We start from the raw sequence: 20,589 nt of genomic DNA, 5'->3' as shown, positions 1-20,589 counted from the left end.
GGTCACGATATGCTCCTCGCAAAGAACGCTCGTCGCTGCTCGATCACCAGGGTCACTTTATCTGTGAAATACTTTCACCGCCTCCAGCGCTTTGTTCCATTTTTCCAGTTTCTTTTTTCTTTCTTCCTTCTTCATCGTTGGAGTATAAATCTTTTCCGCCTTCCAACTCTCAGACAGCATCTCGAAACTTGTGCCCAATGACGATACGCCTGCAAGATTGGCAATGCCGATGGCTGTCGCTTCCACCGAAGCGGACACACGTACTTCGAGATCCAATAGATCAGCGATCATTTGCATCAGGTAGGGGTTGCCAGCCGGACCGCCGTCCACTTTGAGGTGGGGAGGAGTTGTGCCGCTGTCCTGCGACATGGCGGTGACGACTTCGTAGACGCGGCAGGCGATTCCGTCCAATGTGGCGCGGACAATGTCGTCAGAAGTCGTACTGCGGTTCAAACCAAACATTGCACCCTGCACATCCGTGCGCCAATGCGGAGCGGCAAGCCCCTGCAAGGCTGGAACAACGACAACTCCCATATCCTTTGAGTTTGTCGCGGAATCGTGACTGGCGGCTGACTCCGGAATGAACTTGAGATTATCCCTCAGCCATTGCACGGCCGAGCCGGTGACGAAGATGCCGCCGTCGAAAGCATATGCAGTGTGACCGTTGAAATTCCAGCCAACAGTTGTAAGCAGGCCATTGTTCGAGAGTTTGGGTTTGTCGCCAATGTTCATCAAAAGGAAACTGCCTGTCCCGAACGAGCATTTCATTTCACCCGCTTTGAAACAAGCCTGCCCGAACAACGCGGCTTGCTGATCGACCAATAACGCATGCAGGGGTAAAGGATTTCCGTTCCCAAAATCCACATCACCAATGTAACCCGCGGAAGGCTTCACTTCCGGCAGCATGCTTTTGGGAACGTCGAATAATTGCAGTAATTTTTCATCCCACTGGAATTTGTTCATGTCGAACAACAATGTGCGCGAAGCGGTGGAGGGATCGGTTATGTGTAATTTTCCGCCGCTCAGTTTCCAGATCACCCAGGTTTCCGTGGTGCCAAACTTTAGTTTGCCCTCATGCGCACGTTTGCGGATCTCCGGGTTGTTTTCGAACACCCACTTGAGTTTGGGGGCGGAGAAATAACTGTCCAACAGCAGCCCGGTCGTTTGGCGCAACCAAGCCAAATCCACGTTTGGGGCGAGCGAGTCACAGACAGATTGACCTCTCGTATCCTGCCAGACGATGGCGGGGGTCAAAGCCTTTCCGGTTTCCGTATCCCAAACAACGAAAGTCTCACCCTGATTATCGAATCCAACAGCTGAGATTTCATACTTGGAGAGAAGTGGAGCGCAGGCCTCTTTGACAGTACGGACGATGTCCTCCGGCTCCTGTTCGACCCAGCCTGCCTGCGGGAACCGGGCCGGTAACTGCGCCGAATTCTTTTCGACCATTTCTCCGTTTTCGTTCACGATAACAGCGGTGGTCTGTGTGGTGCCTTGATCGATGCCGAGAAGAAATTTCATGGAATATATAAGGGGTATATAAAGAAGACCTGACAGGTTTAACCACCTGTCAGGTCAGATAGTGGATGGGAGTTATGCTTCGCCGTATTTCTTTTCGATGTCAGCGATCATCTTCTGGCGTTCCTTGATCTTCTCTCCTTCGGGCACGCCTTCGAAGCGATTATCTTCGCCGCCGGTGACGAAGGTGATCACAGCTGTGACCACTCCAACAATGATGGCGGTAATGGCTGTGCTACCGGGCGGAATGAGGAAGTGCAGGTTATTCGAGTCGGGGACTGAGATAAAACTGAGACCGTAACCTACAACGGCTACGACGATGCCGATAACTGCCGACTTCTTCGACCACAGCCCAAGCAAGGCAACCACGAAAATGATGGTGAAATAGAAGACCTTCTCATTGGGCGGGAAGAAACCGCTGATCGCGAGGGTAACGCCGGAAAGGACAGCGATAATGGCATTGACCTTCGAGAACCCGCCGAGATTGAACGGTCCTTTTTCGGGCCATTTCGATCCGCCTTCTGCGAGAAATCCTGCCGCGATCGGCATTGCCATGGAAAGATACAAGAAGACGGCGCAAGCCACTGCCAGTACGAGATAGTAGGGAGCATACACCGTGCTGAGGAGAGCCAGAGCCGCAGAGGTCCAGATCGCGTAGGTGGGGGTGCGGTATTGGGTGCTGACGTGGGAAAGCGTCTTTGAAGCGGGGAGCCCGCCGTCGCGCGCGAAGGCGTACATCATGCGGGAAGTGGATGTGAGACCGGCAAGTGCGCAGATGTAGTTCACCACGACAAGACCGCCCGCCAGGATGATGCTCAACCAACCCGGCATTCTGGACGCGCCCCACATATAGAAGAATGATCCCCATCCCGCTGCTGCGGCATCTTCAACACTTGGCATCACCAATACATATGCTGCTACAGCGACGAGACCGAAGACCCACGACGCGAATACCGCCTGCCACATGCCTTTCGGAACGTTTACCTGGGCATCCTGGGTCTCCTCCGATGTATGCGCAGATGCATCATAACCTGTCAGGGTGTAGCATACATAGGAAAGTCCAAGCAGGAATGCGAAGGCGATGCTCTCGGTGCGGAAGGGAACAACCGCTCCACCCGCATCACCTGTCACGTTTTGGAAGGAGAAGAGCCGGGAGAAGTCCAAAGCCACAGGGCTGAAGGCGAAGAGGACGATGATGAGGATGACGGTCAGGGCGAGGATCATGTAGCCGCTGAAGTCGGTCACTTTGGTGGTGATATCGATGCCGTAATGATTCAAGAGCGCCTGGGTCGTCAAGACGAACGCCATGAAGAAGAACTGGTGCCAGTAGCCGAATCCGGAAACATCCATACCGAGGGCAGTTCCCAGAAACAGGTCTTTGAAAAATACGGAATACAAAAGCACATCCACCGAGGAGACCACGCAGATCAAACCGATGAGGTTAAACCATGCAGTTGCCCAACCCCAGGCTTTCCCGCCGAGGTGACTGCTCCAGTGATACAAGCCGCCAGCTGTCGGGAAGGAGGAGGCAATCTGTCCCATGCCCCAGGCGACGGTCATGGCGAGCGCGCCGCCCACCAGCCAGATGATGAAAGCGCCGCCGGAGCCAAGGGCGTTGAACGCGGCCGGGAAGGCCGAGATTCCCCCCGCCAGGATGCAGATGATCGAGAATGAAATTGCGAAGTTCGAGAACCCGCTCATACGGCGGGAAAGTTCCTGCGCGTACCCCATCTTATGCAGGACTTGCTTGTCGTGCGCTTGACTTTTTTGTGCCATTTCGTAATTCTCCTTGATTTTAATTTGGTGTTTGAATCAAGTCATTGAACTTACGAATATCGTTTGGGTTCCACGATAGGCGCCTCCTCCTCCCGAGGGGAGTTTTCTCTGAGTATTTGCATTGAAAACACTGGCTGTTAAAAAAGGGTACGGAGTATTTCACTCCGAATTACAGCCCCAGCCAGGGGATGCCGATTATAGAACAAGGGCGCGGTTTTTCACCGCGCCCTTGTCGGACCTTATCCAAATATTTCCAAAAGCTGTTTTATGCGCACGACCCCGTCGAATCCTTTGATCTCCCCCTTTGTCATACTGGCTTTTTCGCCGTCCGGGTCACCGAGGCAGGTGACGATCACATCGCCCGCGTTTACATCTTCCTTTTCGGTGTAGTGGTTGGTAGTGACCACGGTTTTCATCCCGGCGGCTTTGGCGGCTTTCACGCCGTTCTTGGAATCCTCGACCACGAAAACTTCATCGGGGTTTAGCCCGAGCTTTGAAAGCGCCAGATTGTAGATCTCCGGATCGGGTTTCTTGTTCTTGACAACATCGCCGGCCAGCACCGCATCGAACTTGATGTCGGATAGGATCTTTTCGGTGATGGCTTTTGCCGCCTGTTCATTGGACGTGGTGCAGACTGCGATCTTCAAACCCGACTCCATCGCCTCTTTCATGAACCGGTGAATGCCAGGCCGAAGCGGCAGTTTGCCTGTCTCGATCAATTCCACGAACAGGGCTGTTTTGCGCTTGTGCATCTCTTTGACTAGGTTGTCGATCTCCTCCTCGGTCAGCGACTTGGAGAATCCATTCGTTTTCCAGTGATGCTTCATGCGCTCCTTGCCGCCTGCGATCTGGAGCAGTTCATGGTAATACTCCACATCCCACTCGTCGGTGAAACCGAATTCCTTGAAGGTCATATTAAAGGACACGCGATGGCCGTCACGCTCGGTGTCGATGATCACACCGTCCTGGTCGAAGAAGACTGCCTTGATTTTTGACATGGTTGCCTCCATGTCATTGCGGGCACGATCGGGCGAAGCAATCTCCACGAAAATATCGGGATTGCTTTGTCGTTTCGCTCCTCGCAATGACAATTTATTTCTTCACACCAAAGAATTCAAGAATGGTGTTGACAAAGAGTTCGTTCTCTTCCTTCGTGCCGATGGTCACACGGAACCAGCCGTCGGAGCCGTATTTCTTGCTCTCGCCGCGCAGGATGATGCCCTTGGTTTCAGCATAAGCCAGAACTTCCTTGCCGGTCTTGCCCGTCTCGCCGCAGTCGAACAGGATGTAGTTGGCTTTGGATGGCATGACGTAGAAGCCGGGGATCACGCTCAGGGATTCGCTAATGTAATTGATCGCATCGTTGTTGAACTTGACCCGTTCCGCCAAACCTTCGGTGTCTTCAAAGGCGGCAAGCGCCGCCCACATGGGGATCGTGCCAACATTCCACGGCAGGAGCGAACCGGCGATCTGCTTGATCACATCCTCGTGACCAAGGGTGTAACCGAAGCGCATCCCGGCGAGGCCATATGCCTTTGAGAGGGTGCGGGTGATAAGCACGTTCTTGTATTTCTTGGTCAATTCCACCTGAGACATTCCGAGGCCGGCATATTCAATGTAGGCTTCGTCGACGACCATTGGAATGCCCAGCTTGGCGAAAGGTTCAAAGTGTTTCGGGTCCATGAAGTTGCCGCTGGGATTATTGGGATTCGGTATGACAATGATCTTTGTCTTGTCGGTGACGGCTTTCATCAAGGCATCGGGATCGAAGTGCAGCAGGTGATCCTTGTAGATCATCGGCACATCGACCATTTTTGCGCCCAGCAATTTTCCGCGCAGGCCGTAAATGCCGAAGCAGGGCGTATGCTGGATGACTTCATCACCCGGCACGATGAACATGCGGAAGATATTGTCGTACACTTCGCTCGAGCCGTTACCGATCATCACATTCTGTGGTCCCGCCACGCCGTTGATCTCCGCGATCTTCTGGCGGACGATGAGGCCCTGGTCGGGGTAGCGGTTGGTCATCTTCGCGTACTTGAGCATCGCCTCTAAAACTTTATCGGAAGGCGGCAGCGGGTTTTCATTCGACATCATGCGGTGCAGTTCGGGGCGGCGCCAGGCCAATTCGATATGCTCCGATATGTACATCGGGATTCCCTTTACCCATGGGGCGTAATATTCATTGATATTCTTCATGTGGCTTATCTCCTAAGTGTTTTGTGAATTCGAAAAGACCATTAAGAAGACGTCCCCTGCCGCCTGCTCGCCAGTCTCAAATCTCTGATCTCTTTGCTTACGCCTTGCCGTTGCAGCCGAGTTTGTCCATCCAGTGCATCACGGCTTTGCGGATCGCATCGCGGACGAAGACATCGAGCTTGCCGGGGTCGTATTCATCGCGATGGGCGTTGATATATTCCCATTTGGCATCGATGAGCGTGTGCTTCAATTCGGTCGAGACGTTGAATTTCGCGCCGCCCGCTTCGCGCAATTTGACGATATAGTCATCCGGCAGTCCGGTTCCGCCATGGACGACAACAGGGGTCTTGATCCCATTGCCGTTCAACATTTTATGAATGGTCGCCATGCGCTCGAAATCGACCTTTGGATTCTTGGTCTTGTAGACGCCGTGAGCGGTGCCGATGGCGGGGGCGAAGATATCCACGCCAGTGCGTTCCACAAATTCAACAGATTGTTTCGGGTTGGCAAGCTGCGCCTCATCCTCCGCGACCTTTACCTGGTCCTCCACACCGCCCACGGTCCCTAACTCGCCTTCGACGGAGATATTGCCGACTTTGTGGCAGTAATCCACCACTTCCTTGGTCTGGCGGATGTTCTCTTCATAATACTGCTTGGAAGCGTCGATCATGATATTGGTGTAACCTGCGTCCGCGCATTTCTTGCAGTAGGCAATATCCGTACTGTGGTCGAGGTGCAGGCAGACCGGCACCGGAGCGGATTCCGCCAGGGTGCGGTAGATCGCCACCATCATGTTCGTTCCGAGAAATTGCGAAGGCTTGACAGACGTCTGCACGATCACGGGCGCCTTTTTTTCGATCGCCGCGTCGATCACCGCCTCGAATTGCAGCAGGTCGGTGATGTTGAACGCGCCCACAGCCCAGCCTTCCTTCGCTGCGGGGATCATGATTTCTTTTGCGTTTACGATTGACATGGTTGTCTCCTGTTTTTCTTTCAAACTATGGATTTCATCAGGCTCAAGACGATTATGAGCCTAGTTCGACAATGCTTTCTGATGGCGGGAAGCCATCCGTTCGCTTATATATTTCTCGAGTCCGGCAAAACCTTTTGAAAAATTTTCTATCGTGCTGAGCGTGGATGGGTGAGTGTTGAACTGTTCCAGCGCCAACCCATCCGGGTCGTAGGCTTGTATGCAGAAGGGGATCTTTTTCATCTTCTCCAATACATCCTTCGGGACGCCTTTCTTGATCTCCGGCTCGAACTCCAGGTCATCGCCAATCTCGAAGAGCGGCTCCAGCACATAGGGCGGGCAGGTGTACACGATGTCACCGCCAGCGAGTTTTTGCACGTCCCAGAAGCGCGTCTTTCCTGCGACGTTGGGACCGACCCGCATCGAACAGGCAAGCATCTTACTGGCATAACCGCCCTCGGTCAGCATGCGGTATGCCCGGCGGAAAACCGCGATGCCGAACCAGTGCTTGTCCTGCCAGGAGAGTTCGATATTTTTTCGCTCTGCTTGAACATCCAGCACTTCATGTTCCGTCAGACGTCCGATCATCATGGTGATGACCGCCCGCCACCTGTCCAGTCTGGTACCGTTCTTCTCGGCGATCTTTATTCCGTCCATCGCTGCGTTTGCCGATGCTAGAATCTGCGGCAGTGTGAAGCACACCGTGGTATTGGTGCTGATGCCCCTGGATGTCAGGGTTTTGACAACCTCGATCCCCTGCATGCTGGCAGGGACTTTGATCATCACGTTCGGGCTGAGGGCGCTCAATTCCTCCGCATCCCGGACCATGCGTTCGGTCTCGGTGAAGAGGCGCGGATCCAACTGACCGGAGATCCAGCCGAAGCGTCCCTTCGAGGCTTCAAAGATCGGAAGGTACATTTGCGCGCCGCGCTTTACAACTTCCTTGTATGTCATCCAGACGGCCTCGTTCAAACTGAGACCCGGGCTTGACTTGATCAATTCATCCACCCATTGGTTCCAAAACTCAGGATCGCTTTGGACAGCCTGCCACGAAAGCGGGGGGTTGGTCGTGCATCCCCGAAACACACTTTCAGCGGGGTTTTCTTCGTTGAACAACCTTGCGAGTTGTTCTGTGAGGACCGGCTTTCGGGCGGGTTCTACCCTGTCAACCATTTTGCGCACCCACTGGCGGTACACCAGCGGCGATGAATCCCACCAAACCTCCAGGTCGGGATGCGTTTTCGCGAGGCGTTCGACGGGACTTTCGATCATGGCGCACACTCCTTTCTCAAAGCGCACAGGAAAGTCTACGTTAGGCTGGATGAATGGGCGAAGAAAATCTAAACGTAAACCTCCAAATTCATTTTACATCCCGCAGCCACTTTTCCCAACGATAATCCGTCACATGCATGCGGTAACGGCCGAACCACAGATCGGCATATCCCTGGAAATCCTCCTCCAGTTTCGATATAACGGTTTGAGTTGTGCCCCACATCGATTCGTGAAGCTCCGACATCGCCCACATGATCCTCAGCCTGGCATAATGCTTCGGTTTCATTTCGCCAAAATAAGCGGTGAGGAAGATGCGGATCTGGTCTTCGTTCAATCGATGATGGTGGGAGAAATTTCCGAGGTCGAAGAAGATATCACCCATGCCCGCGTATTCCCAATCCAACAGACGCAGTTCGCCGATATCTCCTGCAACTTCTTCATCCAGCCAATTGAGGTTGAGCAGATCGTTATGGCAGGGCGTCGGTTTGTAGGGATCTTTCAATAACGCCTTTTCCGCTTCGCGCATTTTCTTCATGATGAAATCCCAGTCGTTCGGGAACTTTGCCCCTTTGGTCTTTGCCCTCTTAGTCAGCATTTCGACGCGGCGGAAAACGTTGAACTCGCCTTTCAATTTCGGCGCATTGCGATGGAATAACCTCAACTTCTGCGCCACGCGGACGAGATAATCCGGCTTGATGATGTCCTCGGGCATGATGCGCCTGCCGTTGATAAAACGCGTGACAATGTAACCTTCCGGCTCGATGAAATACATCACCTCGGGTGCGATGCCCAACTCGCCGGCGGCCCTGTTCGCCGCACATTCCACATCGCGTTTGATTCCCAGTTGCTCTGTGCCTTCGCCTGCAAGGCGGATCACGTACGCCTTTCCATCTGCTTCGATCTTAAAATTCAGGTTGGTGATGCCGCCGCTCAACGGAATCTTCTTGACGTTCTTTGACTCCGCGAGAAACGGCACCCTGGCGATGGCTTTGTCGATGGCAAGCGTATTCATTGGATTCTGGTTCCTTCCTTTGGCAAAAATATTTTTGGCGGATGAACAACCGCTTCAAGCCTGACTCTTCGCCGCGCTTTGGTCGGCGCTTTGAACCTGCTTCGTGTTTGCGAGCCTCTTTTCCAGTTTTGCTTTCCTCCCCTCTCCCATTTTGGGAAAGGGGTTGGGGGGTGACGGTTATGCCTTGATCCTCTCGTTCTTCGGGTCAAACAGCACATTCTGGGTCACTTCCACGCCGACCTGTTCGCCGAAACACTCGATCTCGAGTTTTGTTCCAGGCTTGGAGTATTCCATTGGCAAATACGCATACGCAATCGACTTGGCGACCGAATAGCCGAATCCTCCCGAAGCCACCCAGCCGACCGTCTTGCCGTCGACGCGGACGGGTTCCTTGCTCATGACAATGGTACGGTCATCGGCGAGAGTCATCGTACAGAGTTTGTTCTTGATGCCTTCTGCTTTTTGTTTTACCAGCGCTTCTTTGCCGATGAAATCGCCTTTATCGAGTTTCACCGCGAAACCGAGGCCTGCTTCATACGGAGTGTAGTCCGGTGAAATTTCGCCGCTCCAATAGCGGTACCCTTTTTCCAAACGCAGCGAATCGATCGCTTTGTATCCACCCGCCACCATGCCTTCGGGTAGTCCGGCTTCCCAAAGCGTATCCCATAATCGCAAGCCATACTCCATCGGGCAGTAGAACTCCCAACCGAGTTCGCCCACGTAGGTCACGCGCGAGGCGAGAGCGGGCACATCACCCACATTGATCCGCTTGGAGGTCATATAGGGGAAGCCCGCGTTGGAAACATCGTCGGTCGTTGCCTTCTCGAGGATGGTACGGGCTTTGGGTCCCCATAACCCAATACAGGCGTAGTTCGAGCCGACGTCTTCGATGGTCACACTGCCGTCCTCCGGCATCTGCAGCGAGAGCCAGGACATATCGTGTTGACCGAACGCCGTACCCGTCACAATGAAGAAACGGTCATCAGCCAGGCGGGTGACCGTGAAGTCGCATTCGATACCGCCGCGCTTGTTGAGGCATTGAGTGTAGACCAGCGTCCCGATCGGGACATCGATCTGATTCGCGCAGACGTAGTTGAGGAATTTCAACGCGCCGGGTCCGCGCACCTCGAATTTATTGAACGAAGTCTCATCGAACAGACCTGCGTGTTCGCGCGTCATCAAATGTTCGTGACCGATGGCACGGCTCCAATTGTGACGCATCCATCCGCGCGGTTCGTGTCCGTGCGTGGCGCGTTCTTCATATTTTGTGAACCAGTTCGGGCGTTCCCATCCCATCTTTTCGCCGAAGGAACAGCCGAGGTCTCGCAGGCGGAAATAGGTGGGCGAGATGCGCACATTGCGTTTGGAGAGGCGTTCTTCAGCAGGGTAGTGAATGTCGTAATACTGGGTGTAGGTCTCGAATGCACGCGCACGCGTATATTCGAGGCTGTTGTAGTTCGGGCCAAACCTCCGCACGTCGAGGCGCCAAACGTCCCATTCGGGCGAACCGTCGATGATCCATTCCGCCATCACCTTTCCGATGCCGCCCGCACCGGCAAGGCCGTGAGCGCAGAAAGCGCAGGCAACCCAAAAGCCTTTAACCGATGTCGGTCCGAGCAAAAATTCTCCATCGGGGGTAAATCCTTCCGGACCATTGAGCAACCTAACAACCTCGGCATTTTCTATGGCTGGAACGCGGCGAATCGAGTTTTCCATCAAAGGCGTGAAGCGGTCCCAATCGGGCTCGAGCAGTTTAAATTTGAAATCGCGCGGAATCCCATTCATGCCAAAAGTGGCGGGCTGGCGTTCGTAGCCGCCGGTCACAAGTCCGCCCACTTCCTCTCGCCAATACACGAGCAGATCGGGATCGCGCAGGTTGGGGAATTTGGACGTCACACCTTCGATGGGTTTGGTCATGATGTAAAGATGCGCCATCGGAATGACGGGCAGATTCAAACCGACGAGTTTTCCGACTTCGCGTCCCCACATCCCGGCAGCATTGACCACAACCTCGGTCTTGATCGTACCTTTATCCGTGACCACTTCATGGACACGCCCATCCTTCAGGTTGATCTTCTCGACGTTCGTATTTGTGAGAATCTTTGCCCCGCGGTTTTTTGCGCCCACGGCGAGCGCATTCGTCAAGCCGGTGGGATCGATGCTCCCATCGTTGGGTGTGTACGCCGCACCTACAACGCCGGTTATGTCCATTAACGGGAACATGTCCTGTGCTTCTTTCGGTGAGATCAATTCCATGGGCACACCGAAAGACCGGGCGAGTCCGACGAGGCGCTTGGTCTCCTCCAATCGTTCGTGGGAAGAGGCGAGGCGGACTCCACCAACTTCGCGCCATGAGGTATCCTGTCCCGTTTCTGCTTTGAGGGTGCGATACAGGTCCGTGCTGTAATGCATCATACGGGTCAGGTTCGCATCCGAGCGCATTTGCCCGACGAGCCCCGCAGAGTGCCAAGTGGAACCCGCGGTCAATTCGTGGCGTTCGAGAAGGACGACATCCTTCCACCCTAGTTTTGTAAGATGATAGGCGATACTGGCTCCGCCCACGCCGCCACCGATGATGACAGCCTGCGCTTGTGTTGGAAATTCAGACATGAAGGTCTCCTGAGAGTGGTGTAGGTCACGCTTCAAGCGTGACCTACGAAATTATTTTTGCCAAACCGAATCAGGTTTTGCCATCTGTGCCACGATGTCGAATGATGAAATCACACCCAGTGGGAACGCGTCCGGGTTTTCCCGGTCGACCACGACAAGACGGTGGTGATGATTTTGGATCATCTTGTCCGCTGCTTCACGCAGACTGGCAGTAATGTCGATGGTCAAAGCCGGATGCATCACATCGCGAACGATCTTTCCCTCCGCGCCGCCGTTTTGGACGTAAGGTAACAGGTCCCTGCCGCTTACCACGCCGAGCACCTTGCCTTTCGCATCCACCACCAGGACCGAGCGCCATCCTGCGGATGTCATTGCGCGTGCGGCGGAAAGGATCGGTGTTTTTCCCCGGCAGACGAGGATCGCATCCGACATCACATCTCCTACACTTCCGCGTTTAATTGCGCTTGACTCAGCGAGATACGCCACGAAATCTGAAAGTGAAATGATGCCGACCGGTTTGCCGTCCTGGGTAACAACCAGGCGGTTGACATCTTTATCAATGAATTCGCGCACAGCTTCGGTAAGCGGAACACTCCCTTCAACGGTGGTGATCGGCGATGACATCAAGTCTGCGGCAGTAAGTTTGCGCATGGTGTTCAGGCTTTCCGGGTCAGAAGAGAGCCATTCGCCTGCCAGCAGGTCGAAGTCAGATATGACCCCTGCCGCGCGCCCATCCCGGTCATTGACCACCAGGGCATGGACATGATTGTTATGCAACAGAACAGCCACCTGGCCAAGCGTCGCATCGGATTTGCAGGTGATTAGATTGGCGTGCATGATATCTTTTACAAGTTTTGCCATAGCGACTCCTTAAACTTCATCCACATCCTTGTACCACTTCACCCGGTCGCCGACCCGGTCGCGGATGCGCCATGCCAGCGGCTTGGGCTCGTCGTTCAAACGCTTTAGAATCGCATCCACCTGCGATTCGACCTGTTTCTTTTGATCCGGGGTTAACTGGGTATAGTGATGTGCAAGTTGTTTGACCTTTTCCAGGTTCATTGTAGTCGTGCGCCAAAGCCCCCATTCGTTCGCGCATAATGCGGCGGCAAGTTTGATGTTTATGGTTTCCTTGTCGGTATCTCCCAACGGATGTTCGAGCAGTAACATGATGGTGTCGATGATGTCCTTCTCGTTGATCTGCACGATCTGCATTTTTTCCAGGAGCAGTTCCGTCAATGGAATGGTGGGCGAGTCGATTTCGAGCCGGTCCTTCCAATATATCGCGTGGCAAAAATCGAGCTTCTCGTAGAATACATCCACATGCAAGCCGGTGCCGGGTTTGTCGAAGATGGCACGTTCGCCCTCGCTGTTTATGAAAACTTCCCGGTTTTCGGCATATCCCATCCTGGCAAACATCCCACTGATTTCTTTGTTCTGCTGTTTGTAAGCCGCAAAATCGATGTCTGTGTACGCGCGCCCCAGCGCCGCCTGCAAGTAGCCGAATTGCGGGCAGTGCATTTGAAAAGCCAGCGACCCGATCACGCGCAAAAGGATGCCCGAATCGTCACTGGCTTTCAAAATCGCATATAACTCATTCTCGAACTTCTCCCGTTCTGATTGATCCTGCTGGCCCATCCCGATCGAACTGTTCGACATGAATATCTCCAGAGAATGAGGATCGTTTTCGTGCTCTAAGAACTGTTCCTTTCATCGACGTAAGGAACAATAAAATATTATACTGAAAAATTCAAAAACTTGCAAATTTCATCATATTCCTATATAATCCCCCGACAAAAGTGAGCAATTTCCATCATCGCTAATCTGAGATTATTTGATGAGCAAACCCCTGATCCCTGCTCAAAGGCGAGAGAAAATTCAGGAATATCTGGCAATCCATCAGATCGCGCGCACCGCAGATTTATGTGAATTGTTGGAAACGTCTGAAGCCACTGTGCGCCGGGACCTTGAATGGATGGAGCAGAAGGGGGTGTTGGAACGGACGCATGGGGGAGCCATTCTCAGCCAGCGCATGATCCTCGAACAGGAATACCAACAACGCGCCCAACATCACCCTGAAGAAAAGAAAAGGATCGGCGAACTTGCCGCCTCACTCATCGAGGACGGCGACATCGTTTTTATCAACAGCGGCACGACCGCCACCCAGGTGCTTCAACACATCCGCCGCGATTCGCGCATTACCGTCTTCACCAACAATGTCAGCGCAGTGATGGAACTCGGTGAGCCCGGCTTTCATTACCATATGATCGGAGGCGAATTCCAATCCCGTTCCAATTCCCTGGCAGGCCGCTTCGCTCTCGACAATCTTAACTTGATCTACGCCAACAAGGCCATCATCGGGGTGGACGGGATCTCCCTCAAACACGGTTGCACCGTGCCCAGCCTGCCCGAGTCCGAGGTCGTTCGCAAAATGATCGAACGCACCAAAGGCCAGGTCATCATCGCCACGGATTACAGTAAATGGGGCGTTGTTTCCAATTTCCAGATCGCAGCCCTTGATGAGATCGACAAACTGGTGACGGATGGAAAGTTTCCTTCTTCTGCGATGGAAGAACTCGCCTCACTCTCCATCGCCTGCCTGATTGCCGAGCCCGTGCCGAATCTTGCCTGACGCATTAACGCGCCAGGCATTTTCTTTTGGAGAATCGATGTCATTCCTGTTTTCAAAAAAAACGAAAAAAGAAGCAGCACGCCTTTTCTTTGCCACCGACCTGCATGGCTCCGAACGGACCTTCCGCAAGTTCATCAACGCAGGCAAGTTTTACGAGGTCAATACGCTGGTAATGGGCGGGGATATTCAGGGCAAATTGATGATTCCCATCATCAAAGAAGGGAATGGCCGCCACCGCGCCACCGTGCAGGGACGTACCGAACATTTGGCGTCTGAAGATGAATTGAAGGCTCTGATGGGCAGGTTGGATATCCTCGGCTTTTACTACAAGGTCATGGAGCAGGATGAGTTCCAATCCCTGCAGACCGATCCCGTCGCGGTGCATGCCTTGTTCAATGAACTGGCGCGGCAGAAATTGATCAACTGGGTGAACCTCGCGGAAGAGCGGCTGAAAGGGACCGGCATTAAATGCTTTGTAACCGGCGGCAACGATGACGAGTGGGAGGTGTTAAACGTCGTGAAGGAACAGGCGACTGAATCGTTCTTCGCATGCGAAAACGAATTGGTTCATGTGGACGATGCACACAGCATGATCTCGATCGGCATCAGCACGCCGACACCGTGGAACACCCCCCGCGAAGTCTCTGAAGAGGAACTCGGAAGGTTGATCGATGAAATGGCGGCAAAAGTTCCCGATATGCAAAAATCCATATTCAACTTTCACGATCCGCCAATCGACTCGACCCTTGATACCTGCCCGAAGTTGGACTGGTCGAAAGACCCGCCGGAGCAGATCACGGAGGGGGGACAGGTCGTTTTGCATGGCGCAGGCTCGAGGTCCGTTCGTGAGGCGATCGAAAAATATAGACCGATGCTCGGCCTGCACGGTCACATTCATGAATCGCAATCTGTGGCAAAACTCGGCAGGACGACTTGCATCAACCCCGGTAGTGAATATGCAGAGGGCGTTCTGCGCGGGTGCATCGTCACCTTCGCGGATGGAGAAGTGCAGGGATATCAGATGACCAGCGGTTGACCATTGCCATATCCTTAGAGTTATTATTGCGGCAAGGCAGCAGAAAAGGAGGCTGACTATTTCCAATATTTGCTCATCGTTCTGGAATAGGTTGATCTAATCGTTTTCTTAATCTCACAAAGGAGAAGAAATGGCTGCAACAGCAAAACCAGAAGTATTTACCCGCAAGGCATCGGGACTTGTGCGCGTGATGTCCCCGTTCTCCGCCTTCGTCTATAACATCCTGACGATGGGCTTGATCTTCCCGTGGACATATCTGTGGGCGCCCGGCGCGCTGCCCGGCGGCAAATTGGTGTGGGGCATATTGCTAGCGATGGCGATCGAAATACCGATCGCGCTTGTGTATGTCTGGCTTTCGACTGCGCTCCCGCGTTCGGGCGGCGATTATGTCTTCCAAAGCCGTGTGTTCGGCGGCGGCATTGCGTTTACGGTCGTGATGTCCGGCTATGTGATATGGATCCTTCAATGGGTTGCCTTATCCGGCTGGCTCTTATCGTATCTGGGATTTGCGCCGCTCTTTCTGGGTCTGGGCGCATTCACTGGCAATGCGGGCTTGACCAATCTCGGGTTGTGGTTCACCAGCTCGACGGGCATCATTATTACCAGCATCCTCAACGCATTTGTTGCCTTGATGATCCTCATCAGCGGTTTCAAGAATTACGTGCGTTTCCAATCCGTGATGATCGTCGGCACCCTGCTCGCCTTCGTTACCATGCTGGTGGTTTTGTTCACGGGCAATCCCGCTTCTTCCGTTGCGAAACTTGACTCGTTCGCTCTGGCGATCAGCGGCGTTTCCAATTTCGTACAGACCGCTAGGGATGCGACTGTCGCCGCAGGCATCGATCTCAATCCGCCTTTCAGCTTGATCGCGACCCTGCTCGTTGCGCCCATCGCGTGGACTTCTCTGCAGTGGGCGACCTATTCCGCCCAGCAAAATGGCGAGATCAAGAATGCCCGTTCGTTCCGCGATCAACTTTTCATCATTGTCGGCTCTTTGATCTTCACCGGCATTCTGCTTGCCATCCTTGCGGCAGCGCTTGAAAAGGCCGTGGGAACGGAATTCCTCTACATAGCCGGTGCGGGGTATTGGTCCTTGATAGGCGAAGCCACCATATCCGGCTTCTGGTTGTGGCCCAATATCATCGCTGTGGCGCTTTCCGCCAGCCCGATTGTGGTGATCATCATTGGATTGGGATACATCCTCAATTCGCATCAGATCGTGCACAACTGCTACATCGGCATGACGCGTGTGATGGTCGCCATGTCGCTCGACCGCCTGCTTCCTGAATGGGTCAGCAAAGTGGACGATAAGCGCCATACTCCTGCCAATGCACACTGGGCATATTTCATCGCTTCGATCCCCGTCATCCTGCTTTACAACCTGTATCCCGGCTGGGTCGGTTTGACTCTGGGTGTGACATTTGCCTGCGGTTATGTGTTCGTCCTTACCTGCCTGGCAGGGGCTTTGCTTCCATACCGCGCAAAGGATGTGTACGAATCCTCGCCTGGAGCGGCGTACAAACTTGGCGGAATACCCCTCGTGACGGTTTTAGGCGTGATCGGCTTCATCCTGGGCACGGTCTTCCTGTTGATGTTCATGTTCGATTCGCGTCTTGGTCTGACCAGCCCGCTGGCTTACCAGATCGTGTTCGGCGTGCTGGCGGTCTCGGCAATCTGGTATTTCTTTGCCAAGAATGCGCAGAAATCCAAGGGCATCAATGTGGATTACGCCTTCAAGGAGATCCCGCCCGAGTAATTTTGATTCATCGTAACGAACAATGCAGGTCACGCCTGAAGCGTGACCTGCATTGACAGCAGGAAGTATGCCGGTGAATCCGTGCACGGGTGACAGGAACCGATCCTTTCTTGGAGACCTGTTTGCGGATTTGCTTGTATACAATTGAGCGCGAAGGATACGCTCCGAAACGTGTCTTCGCATAAGAGAACGCCAACGAGATAATAACCGGAGATGAAATGAAAACACAGGCAGAGATCGTTGTCATTGGCGGGGGAATTTTTGGGGCACAGGCCGCATACCATCTTGCAAAGAACGGGCGCAGGGATGTCGTCATCATTGAAAAAGGGGAGATCGCCAGCGGCGAGTCGTCTCATGCTGCAGGTTTGGTGACCCAGTTCGCCACATCGCAAGCCATGTTGCGCTTCCGCATGTACAGTGTGGAATTGTATAAAGAGTTGGGATTGTTCACCACCGTCGGAAGTTTGCGCGTGGCCTCGAGCAGGGAGCAGCTGCTAGAAATGGAAAGAAGTGTCAGCCGCGCCAAGGCGTTGGGATTGGATTGTGAAGTGATCGGTCCCGACGAGACCGGAAAACACATGCCGCAGATATCCAAGAAGGATCTGTTCGGCGGGATTTACCTTCCCGGCGACGGCCAGCTTGACCCTTACACGACCACGACCTCGATTGTCAATTCCGCCAAACAGCTGGGCGTCGAGGTTTATACCAACACACGCGTGACTGGAATCAAATTGTCAGCCAAAGGTGAGGTCCAGGCGGTCCTGACAGACAAGGGCGAGATCCGATGCGAGATCATCCTCAACGCGGCAGGGCTATGGGCGCCTCGCATCGCCGCCATGGCTGGACTCAACGTCCCCACGACCCCGGTCGACCATCAACATATTGCTTTACATGCCGTACCGGGACATGAATTCGATTCGGGCACACCCTGTTTGCGCGATCCGGATAATCTGGTTTATATGCGTCAGGAACAGGGTGGGTTGGTGATCGGCGGTTATGAACCGAAGCCGCTTTCGCGCTGGATCGACGGTACGCCTTGGGAACATGGAAGCAAATCCTTCCCCGGCGACTTCGACCAGTTCGAAATGCTGCTTGAAGGAGCGATCCGCAGAATCCCATTTTTGGATCAGGCGGGCATCATTACCTTGGTGCGCCACCCCGGGGCATACACGCCGGATTGTCAGCCCCTGCTTGGACCGATGCCTGGCGTGAAGGGATTTTGGATGCTGGCGGGCATGTCGCTGAACGGTTATGGCGGTGCGGGCGGCATGGGTAAATTGATCGCTGAATGGATCATCGACGGCGAAGCGCCGATGGATATTTACAATTATCGCGCCACCCGCTTTGGAAATTATTATTCCGATGTCAAATACGCGGCGGACCGCACAGTGGAAAGCGTGAAGTATTACTATCGTTTGCGCTTCCCGCACGACGAGCACGAGACCGCGCGCCCGCATCGCACCAGCCCGGTGCATTACCGCTTGATGGAGAACGGCGCTGTCTTTGGCGAGAAATTCGGTTGGGAGCGCGTTAACTATTTTGACCCCGGCAGGGAGTGGAGGCGCATGGGCGAGGATCAACGCCAATGGGGTTGGACCAAGCCTCCGTTCTTTGAGAGACTGCGAAAGGAACACATCGCCACCCGCGAACGCGTTACCTTATACGATCTGACATCCTTCGGCAAGATCGAAGTTAAGGGACCCGGCGCGCTGCCACTGCTGCAAAGGTTGACATCGAGCAATGTCGATAAACCGGTTGGAAGCGCGGTCTACACCCAATTCCTCAACCGCAACGGCGGCATCGAATCGGACCTGACCTTCACACGGTTGGGCGAGGAATACTTCTGGGTCATCACGGGTTCGGGTTTTATCGCCAACGACCTGGCGCACATCCAGATGCATGTCGATGATAAGGATGGAGAGATCTCCGTCCGCGATATTACCCTGGAACATGCCTGCCTTGCCTTATGGGGTCCGAAAGCCCGCGAAGTATTAAGGAAGGTGACAAGTTCGGATGTATCCAACGAAGCGCATCCGTACCTGACCACAAAACCCATCATCATCAATGGAGCGAAGGTTTTGGCTCAGCGCGTGAGTTACGCGGGCGAATTGGGCTGGGAGTTGTATATCCCCAACAATCGGGCTGCCATGGTCTGGGACATGCTCATCGAAGCAGGCAGGGAATTTGACATGGAACTCGGTGGATACAAAGTACTCGATCCCCTGCGCCTCGAAAAAGGCTTCAAGTATTTCACGGTTGACATTACGCCGACGACAACGCCCTATGAAGCGGGGCTTGGCTTCTGCGTCGATTTGGATAAGGGTGATTTTATCGGGCGCGATGTGCTGGCCAAACAAAAGGCGGAGGGTGTGACTCGCAAACTCAGCACATTGGTGTTGACCGATACGGATGAATTCGTCCAGATCTACGGCGGGGAGGCTGTCTATCATGGTGATAAACTTGTGAGCCGCGTGAGAAGCGGCGGCTACGGTTTCACCGTGAAGAAAAACATCCTGTATGCGTATCTTCCCATCGAACTGGCTGTGAAGGGGAATCGCTTCACGATTGAACTGATCGAAGGCAATCGCGAGGCGGAAGTGACCGCCAGCGTGTTATACGATCCCAAGGGTGAGAAGTTGAGAGCGTAGTTGTGGTTCCGGCAGAGTACATCGCAAGCGCCGTCCATCGATCGCTGTAATTGTATGGTAAAAAAGAAACTTTCCCCCCCGGCTTACATCGGCTTTGGGATGTTGACCCCGGTCTACATCATGTCGCTCGACAGGCTGCCGAAATTGAACACCGGCGCGGTCGTGCATGAGGTCAGTGATTATGTATATGACGACGCGGCGATCATCGCCTGCAACCTAAGCCAGTGGGGGGTTCCATCGGGTATGATCGGCACGGCTGTTGGGGACGACATGCTCGGGCGTTATATCAGGGACAAACTGCGCGACTTCGGCGTGCAGGGCGAAGTGCGCTTTACAAAAAAATATAGCACGCCGCTCGAGGTGAACGTCTCAGATAAAAAAGGCGCGCGGACGTATTTCTGGCAGCGCTCGAAGGAGATCCTCGCTACGCTCGATACCGCGGACCTTTCGCTCATCAAAAAAGCCAGACTGCTCTATGTGGACTGGTATGATGGCGATAAACACATCCTGCGCGCCATGCACGAAGCCCGCAAACACCATGTGCCCGTCTTTTTGAATCTCGAACACGGGCATCAGGATCACGAATTATTGCGGAAGTATTCGGGATACACAACCATCTGCCAGGCGGTGACCGACGCCGCGCAGATCGGCAAAAAGCAAGCCATGTTGTCTGTGGCGAGAAAGTTGATCAAAGCCGGAATCCAGACCGCGGTTATCACCATGGCGAGTCAGGGATGCATGGTGGTTCAGGGAAACGAGGTAATTCGCGCCCATGCGCCAAAAGTAAAGGCCGTGGACGCCTCCGGCGCAGGCGCTACCTTTTCATCCGGATTCATCTACGGTCATCTTAATGGCTGGAGTTTGGAGGATACGGTCCGCTTTGCGATCGCGGCTGCGTCCTTGAAGGTGACCCGCTCAGGGTTGAAGATGTTTCCCGTGCGCGAGGTCAAGGGGTTGGCGCATTCGGTGCGGATCGAACGGATGCAGTACCGCCATAATCAGTTCGTGCGGATCTCCGAACTCTTCAAATTGCCCGAAGATAATGTCCTGATCGCAAACCCGCTGGTGAAGGAAACCCGCAAGTTTGCGGCGCGGATCCTGCCCAAACGAAAAACGGAAAGAAAGAAGATCAAAAAGTCGCTCGTCGAATAAGGATAATT

General features: G+C 53.9%; 15 protein-coding genes. 5 read left to right on the top strand and 10 right to left on the bottom strand.

All coding sequences use genetic code 11. From position 1 onward, the window contains the following. Positions 1 to 57 precede the first annotated feature (57 nt). The 10 genes from glpK to HS100_21370 form a co-directional block, all read right to left on the bottom strand. Positions 58 to 1,521 (bottom strand): glycerol kinase GlpK, encoded by a 1,464-nt coding sequence (glpK, locus tag HS100_21415; GenBank protein ID MBE7436490.1) that lies wholly within the window; start codon positions 1,519 to 1,521, stop codon positions 58 to 60. A 72-nt stretch (positions 1,522 to 1,593) separates the two neighbouring features. Then, positions 1,594 to 3,294, bottom strand: a complete 1,701-nt coding sequence (locus HS100_21410; GenBank protein ID MBE7436489.1) for an amino acid permease — start codon at positions 3,292 to 3,294, stop codon at positions 1,594 to 1,596. A gap of 239 nt (positions 3,295 to 3,533) precedes the next feature. Next, positions 3,534 to 4,292 carry an HAD-IA family hydrolase gene (locus tag HS100_21405; GenBank protein MBE7436488.1) on the bottom strand — a complete coding sequence of 253 codons (759 nt, stop codon included), beginning with the start codon at positions 4,290 to 4,292 and terminating at the stop codon, positions 3,534 to 3,536. Between the two features lie 94 nt (positions 4,293 to 4,386). Further along, complete coding sequence (locus tag HS100_21400) at positions 4,387 to 5,493, bottom strand: histidinol-phosphate aminotransferase family protein (GenBank protein MBE7436487.1); 1,107 nt, start codon at positions 5,491 to 5,493, stop codon at positions 4,387 to 4,389. 97 nt (positions 5,494 to 5,590) lie between these two features. Further along, the gene (locus tag HS100_21395; GenBank protein MBE7436486.1) at positions 5,591 to 6,466 is read right to left on the bottom strand and encodes a class II fructose-bisphosphate aldolase; all 876 of its coding nucleotides are present in this window, start codon (positions 6,464 to 6,466) and stop codon (positions 5,591 to 5,593) included. 60 nt (positions 6,467 to 6,526) lie between these two features. Then, positions 6,527 to 7,735 (bottom strand): hypothetical protein, encoded by a 1,209-nt coding sequence (locus HS100_21390; GenBank protein ID MBE7436485.1) that lies wholly within the window; start codon positions 7,733 to 7,735, stop codon positions 6,527 to 6,529. An 88-nt stretch (positions 7,736 to 7,823) separates the two neighbouring features. After that, positions 7,824 to 8,747 carry a phosphotransferase family protein gene (locus HS100_21385; protein MBE7436484.1) on the bottom strand — a complete coding sequence of 308 codons (924 nt, stop codon included), beginning with the start codon at positions 8,745 to 8,747 and terminating at the stop codon, positions 7,824 to 7,826. Between the two features lie 177 nt (positions 8,748 to 8,924). Continuing rightward, on the bottom strand, positions 8,925 to 11,357 hold the full coding sequence (locus HS100_21380) for an FAD-dependent oxidoreductase (protein MBE7436483.1): 2,433 nt from the start codon (positions 11,355 to 11,357) through the stop codon (positions 8,925 to 8,927). Positions 11,358 to 11,408: 51 nt separating this feature from the next. Further along, positions 11,409 to 12,218, bottom strand: coding sequence for a CBS domain-containing protein (locus tag HS100_21375; GenBank protein MBE7436482.1), 810 nt, complete (start codon positions 12,216 to 12,218; stop codon positions 11,409 to 11,411). 9 nt (positions 12,219 to 12,227) lie between these two features. After that, on the bottom strand, positions 12,228 to 13,016 hold the full coding sequence (locus tag HS100_21370; GenBank protein MBE7436481.1) for a hypothetical protein: 789 nt from the start codon (positions 13,014 to 13,016) through the stop codon (positions 12,228 to 12,230). A 178-nt stretch (positions 13,017 to 13,194) separates the two neighbouring features. On the opposite strand from HS100_21370, the gene HS100_21365 reads away from it, so the two are divergent. The 5 genes from HS100_21365 (at position 13,195) to HS100_21345 (ending at position 20,581) form a co-directional block, all read left to right on the top strand. Continuing rightward, positions 13,195 to 13,989, top strand: a complete 795-nt coding sequence (locus tag HS100_21365) for a DeoR/GlpR transcriptional regulator (GenBank protein ID MBE7436480.1) — start codon at positions 13,195 to 13,197, stop codon at positions 13,987 to 13,989. A 37-nt stretch (positions 13,990 to 14,026) separates the two neighbouring features. After that, on the top strand, positions 14,027 to 15,025 hold the full coding sequence (locus HS100_21360; protein ID MBE7436479.1) for a metallophosphoesterase: 999 nt from the start codon (positions 14,027 to 14,029) through the stop codon (positions 15,023 to 15,025). Between the two features lie 130 nt (positions 15,026 to 15,155). Continuing rightward, positions 15,156 to 16,781, top strand: coding sequence for an APC family permease (locus tag HS100_21355; GenBank protein ID MBE7436478.1), 1,626 nt, complete (start codon positions 15,156 to 15,158; stop codon positions 16,779 to 16,781). A 218-nt stretch (positions 16,782 to 16,999) separates the two neighbouring features. Further along, positions 17,000 to 19,429, top strand: a complete 2,430-nt coding sequence (locus HS100_21350; GenBank protein ID MBE7436477.1) for an FAD-dependent oxidoreductase — start codon at positions 17,000 to 17,002, stop codon at positions 19,427 to 19,429. Between the two features lie 54 nt (positions 19,430 to 19,483). Continuing rightward, a complete protein-coding gene (locus HS100_21345; GenBank protein ID MBE7436476.1) occupies positions 19,484 to 20,581 on the top strand; it encodes a carbohydrate kinase family protein in 1,098 nt (365 codons plus the stop codon). Positions 20,582 to 20,589 lie beyond the last annotated feature (8 nt).

The sequence above is a fragment of the Anaerolineales bacterium genome (genome assembly GCA_015075725.1).
GTDB lineage: Bacteria > Chloroflexota > Anaerolineae > Anaerolineales > Villigracilaceae > Villigracilis.
The sequence above is the reverse complement of the archived record's forward strand: the minus strand, read 5'-3'. Positions and strand labels throughout refer to the sequence as shown.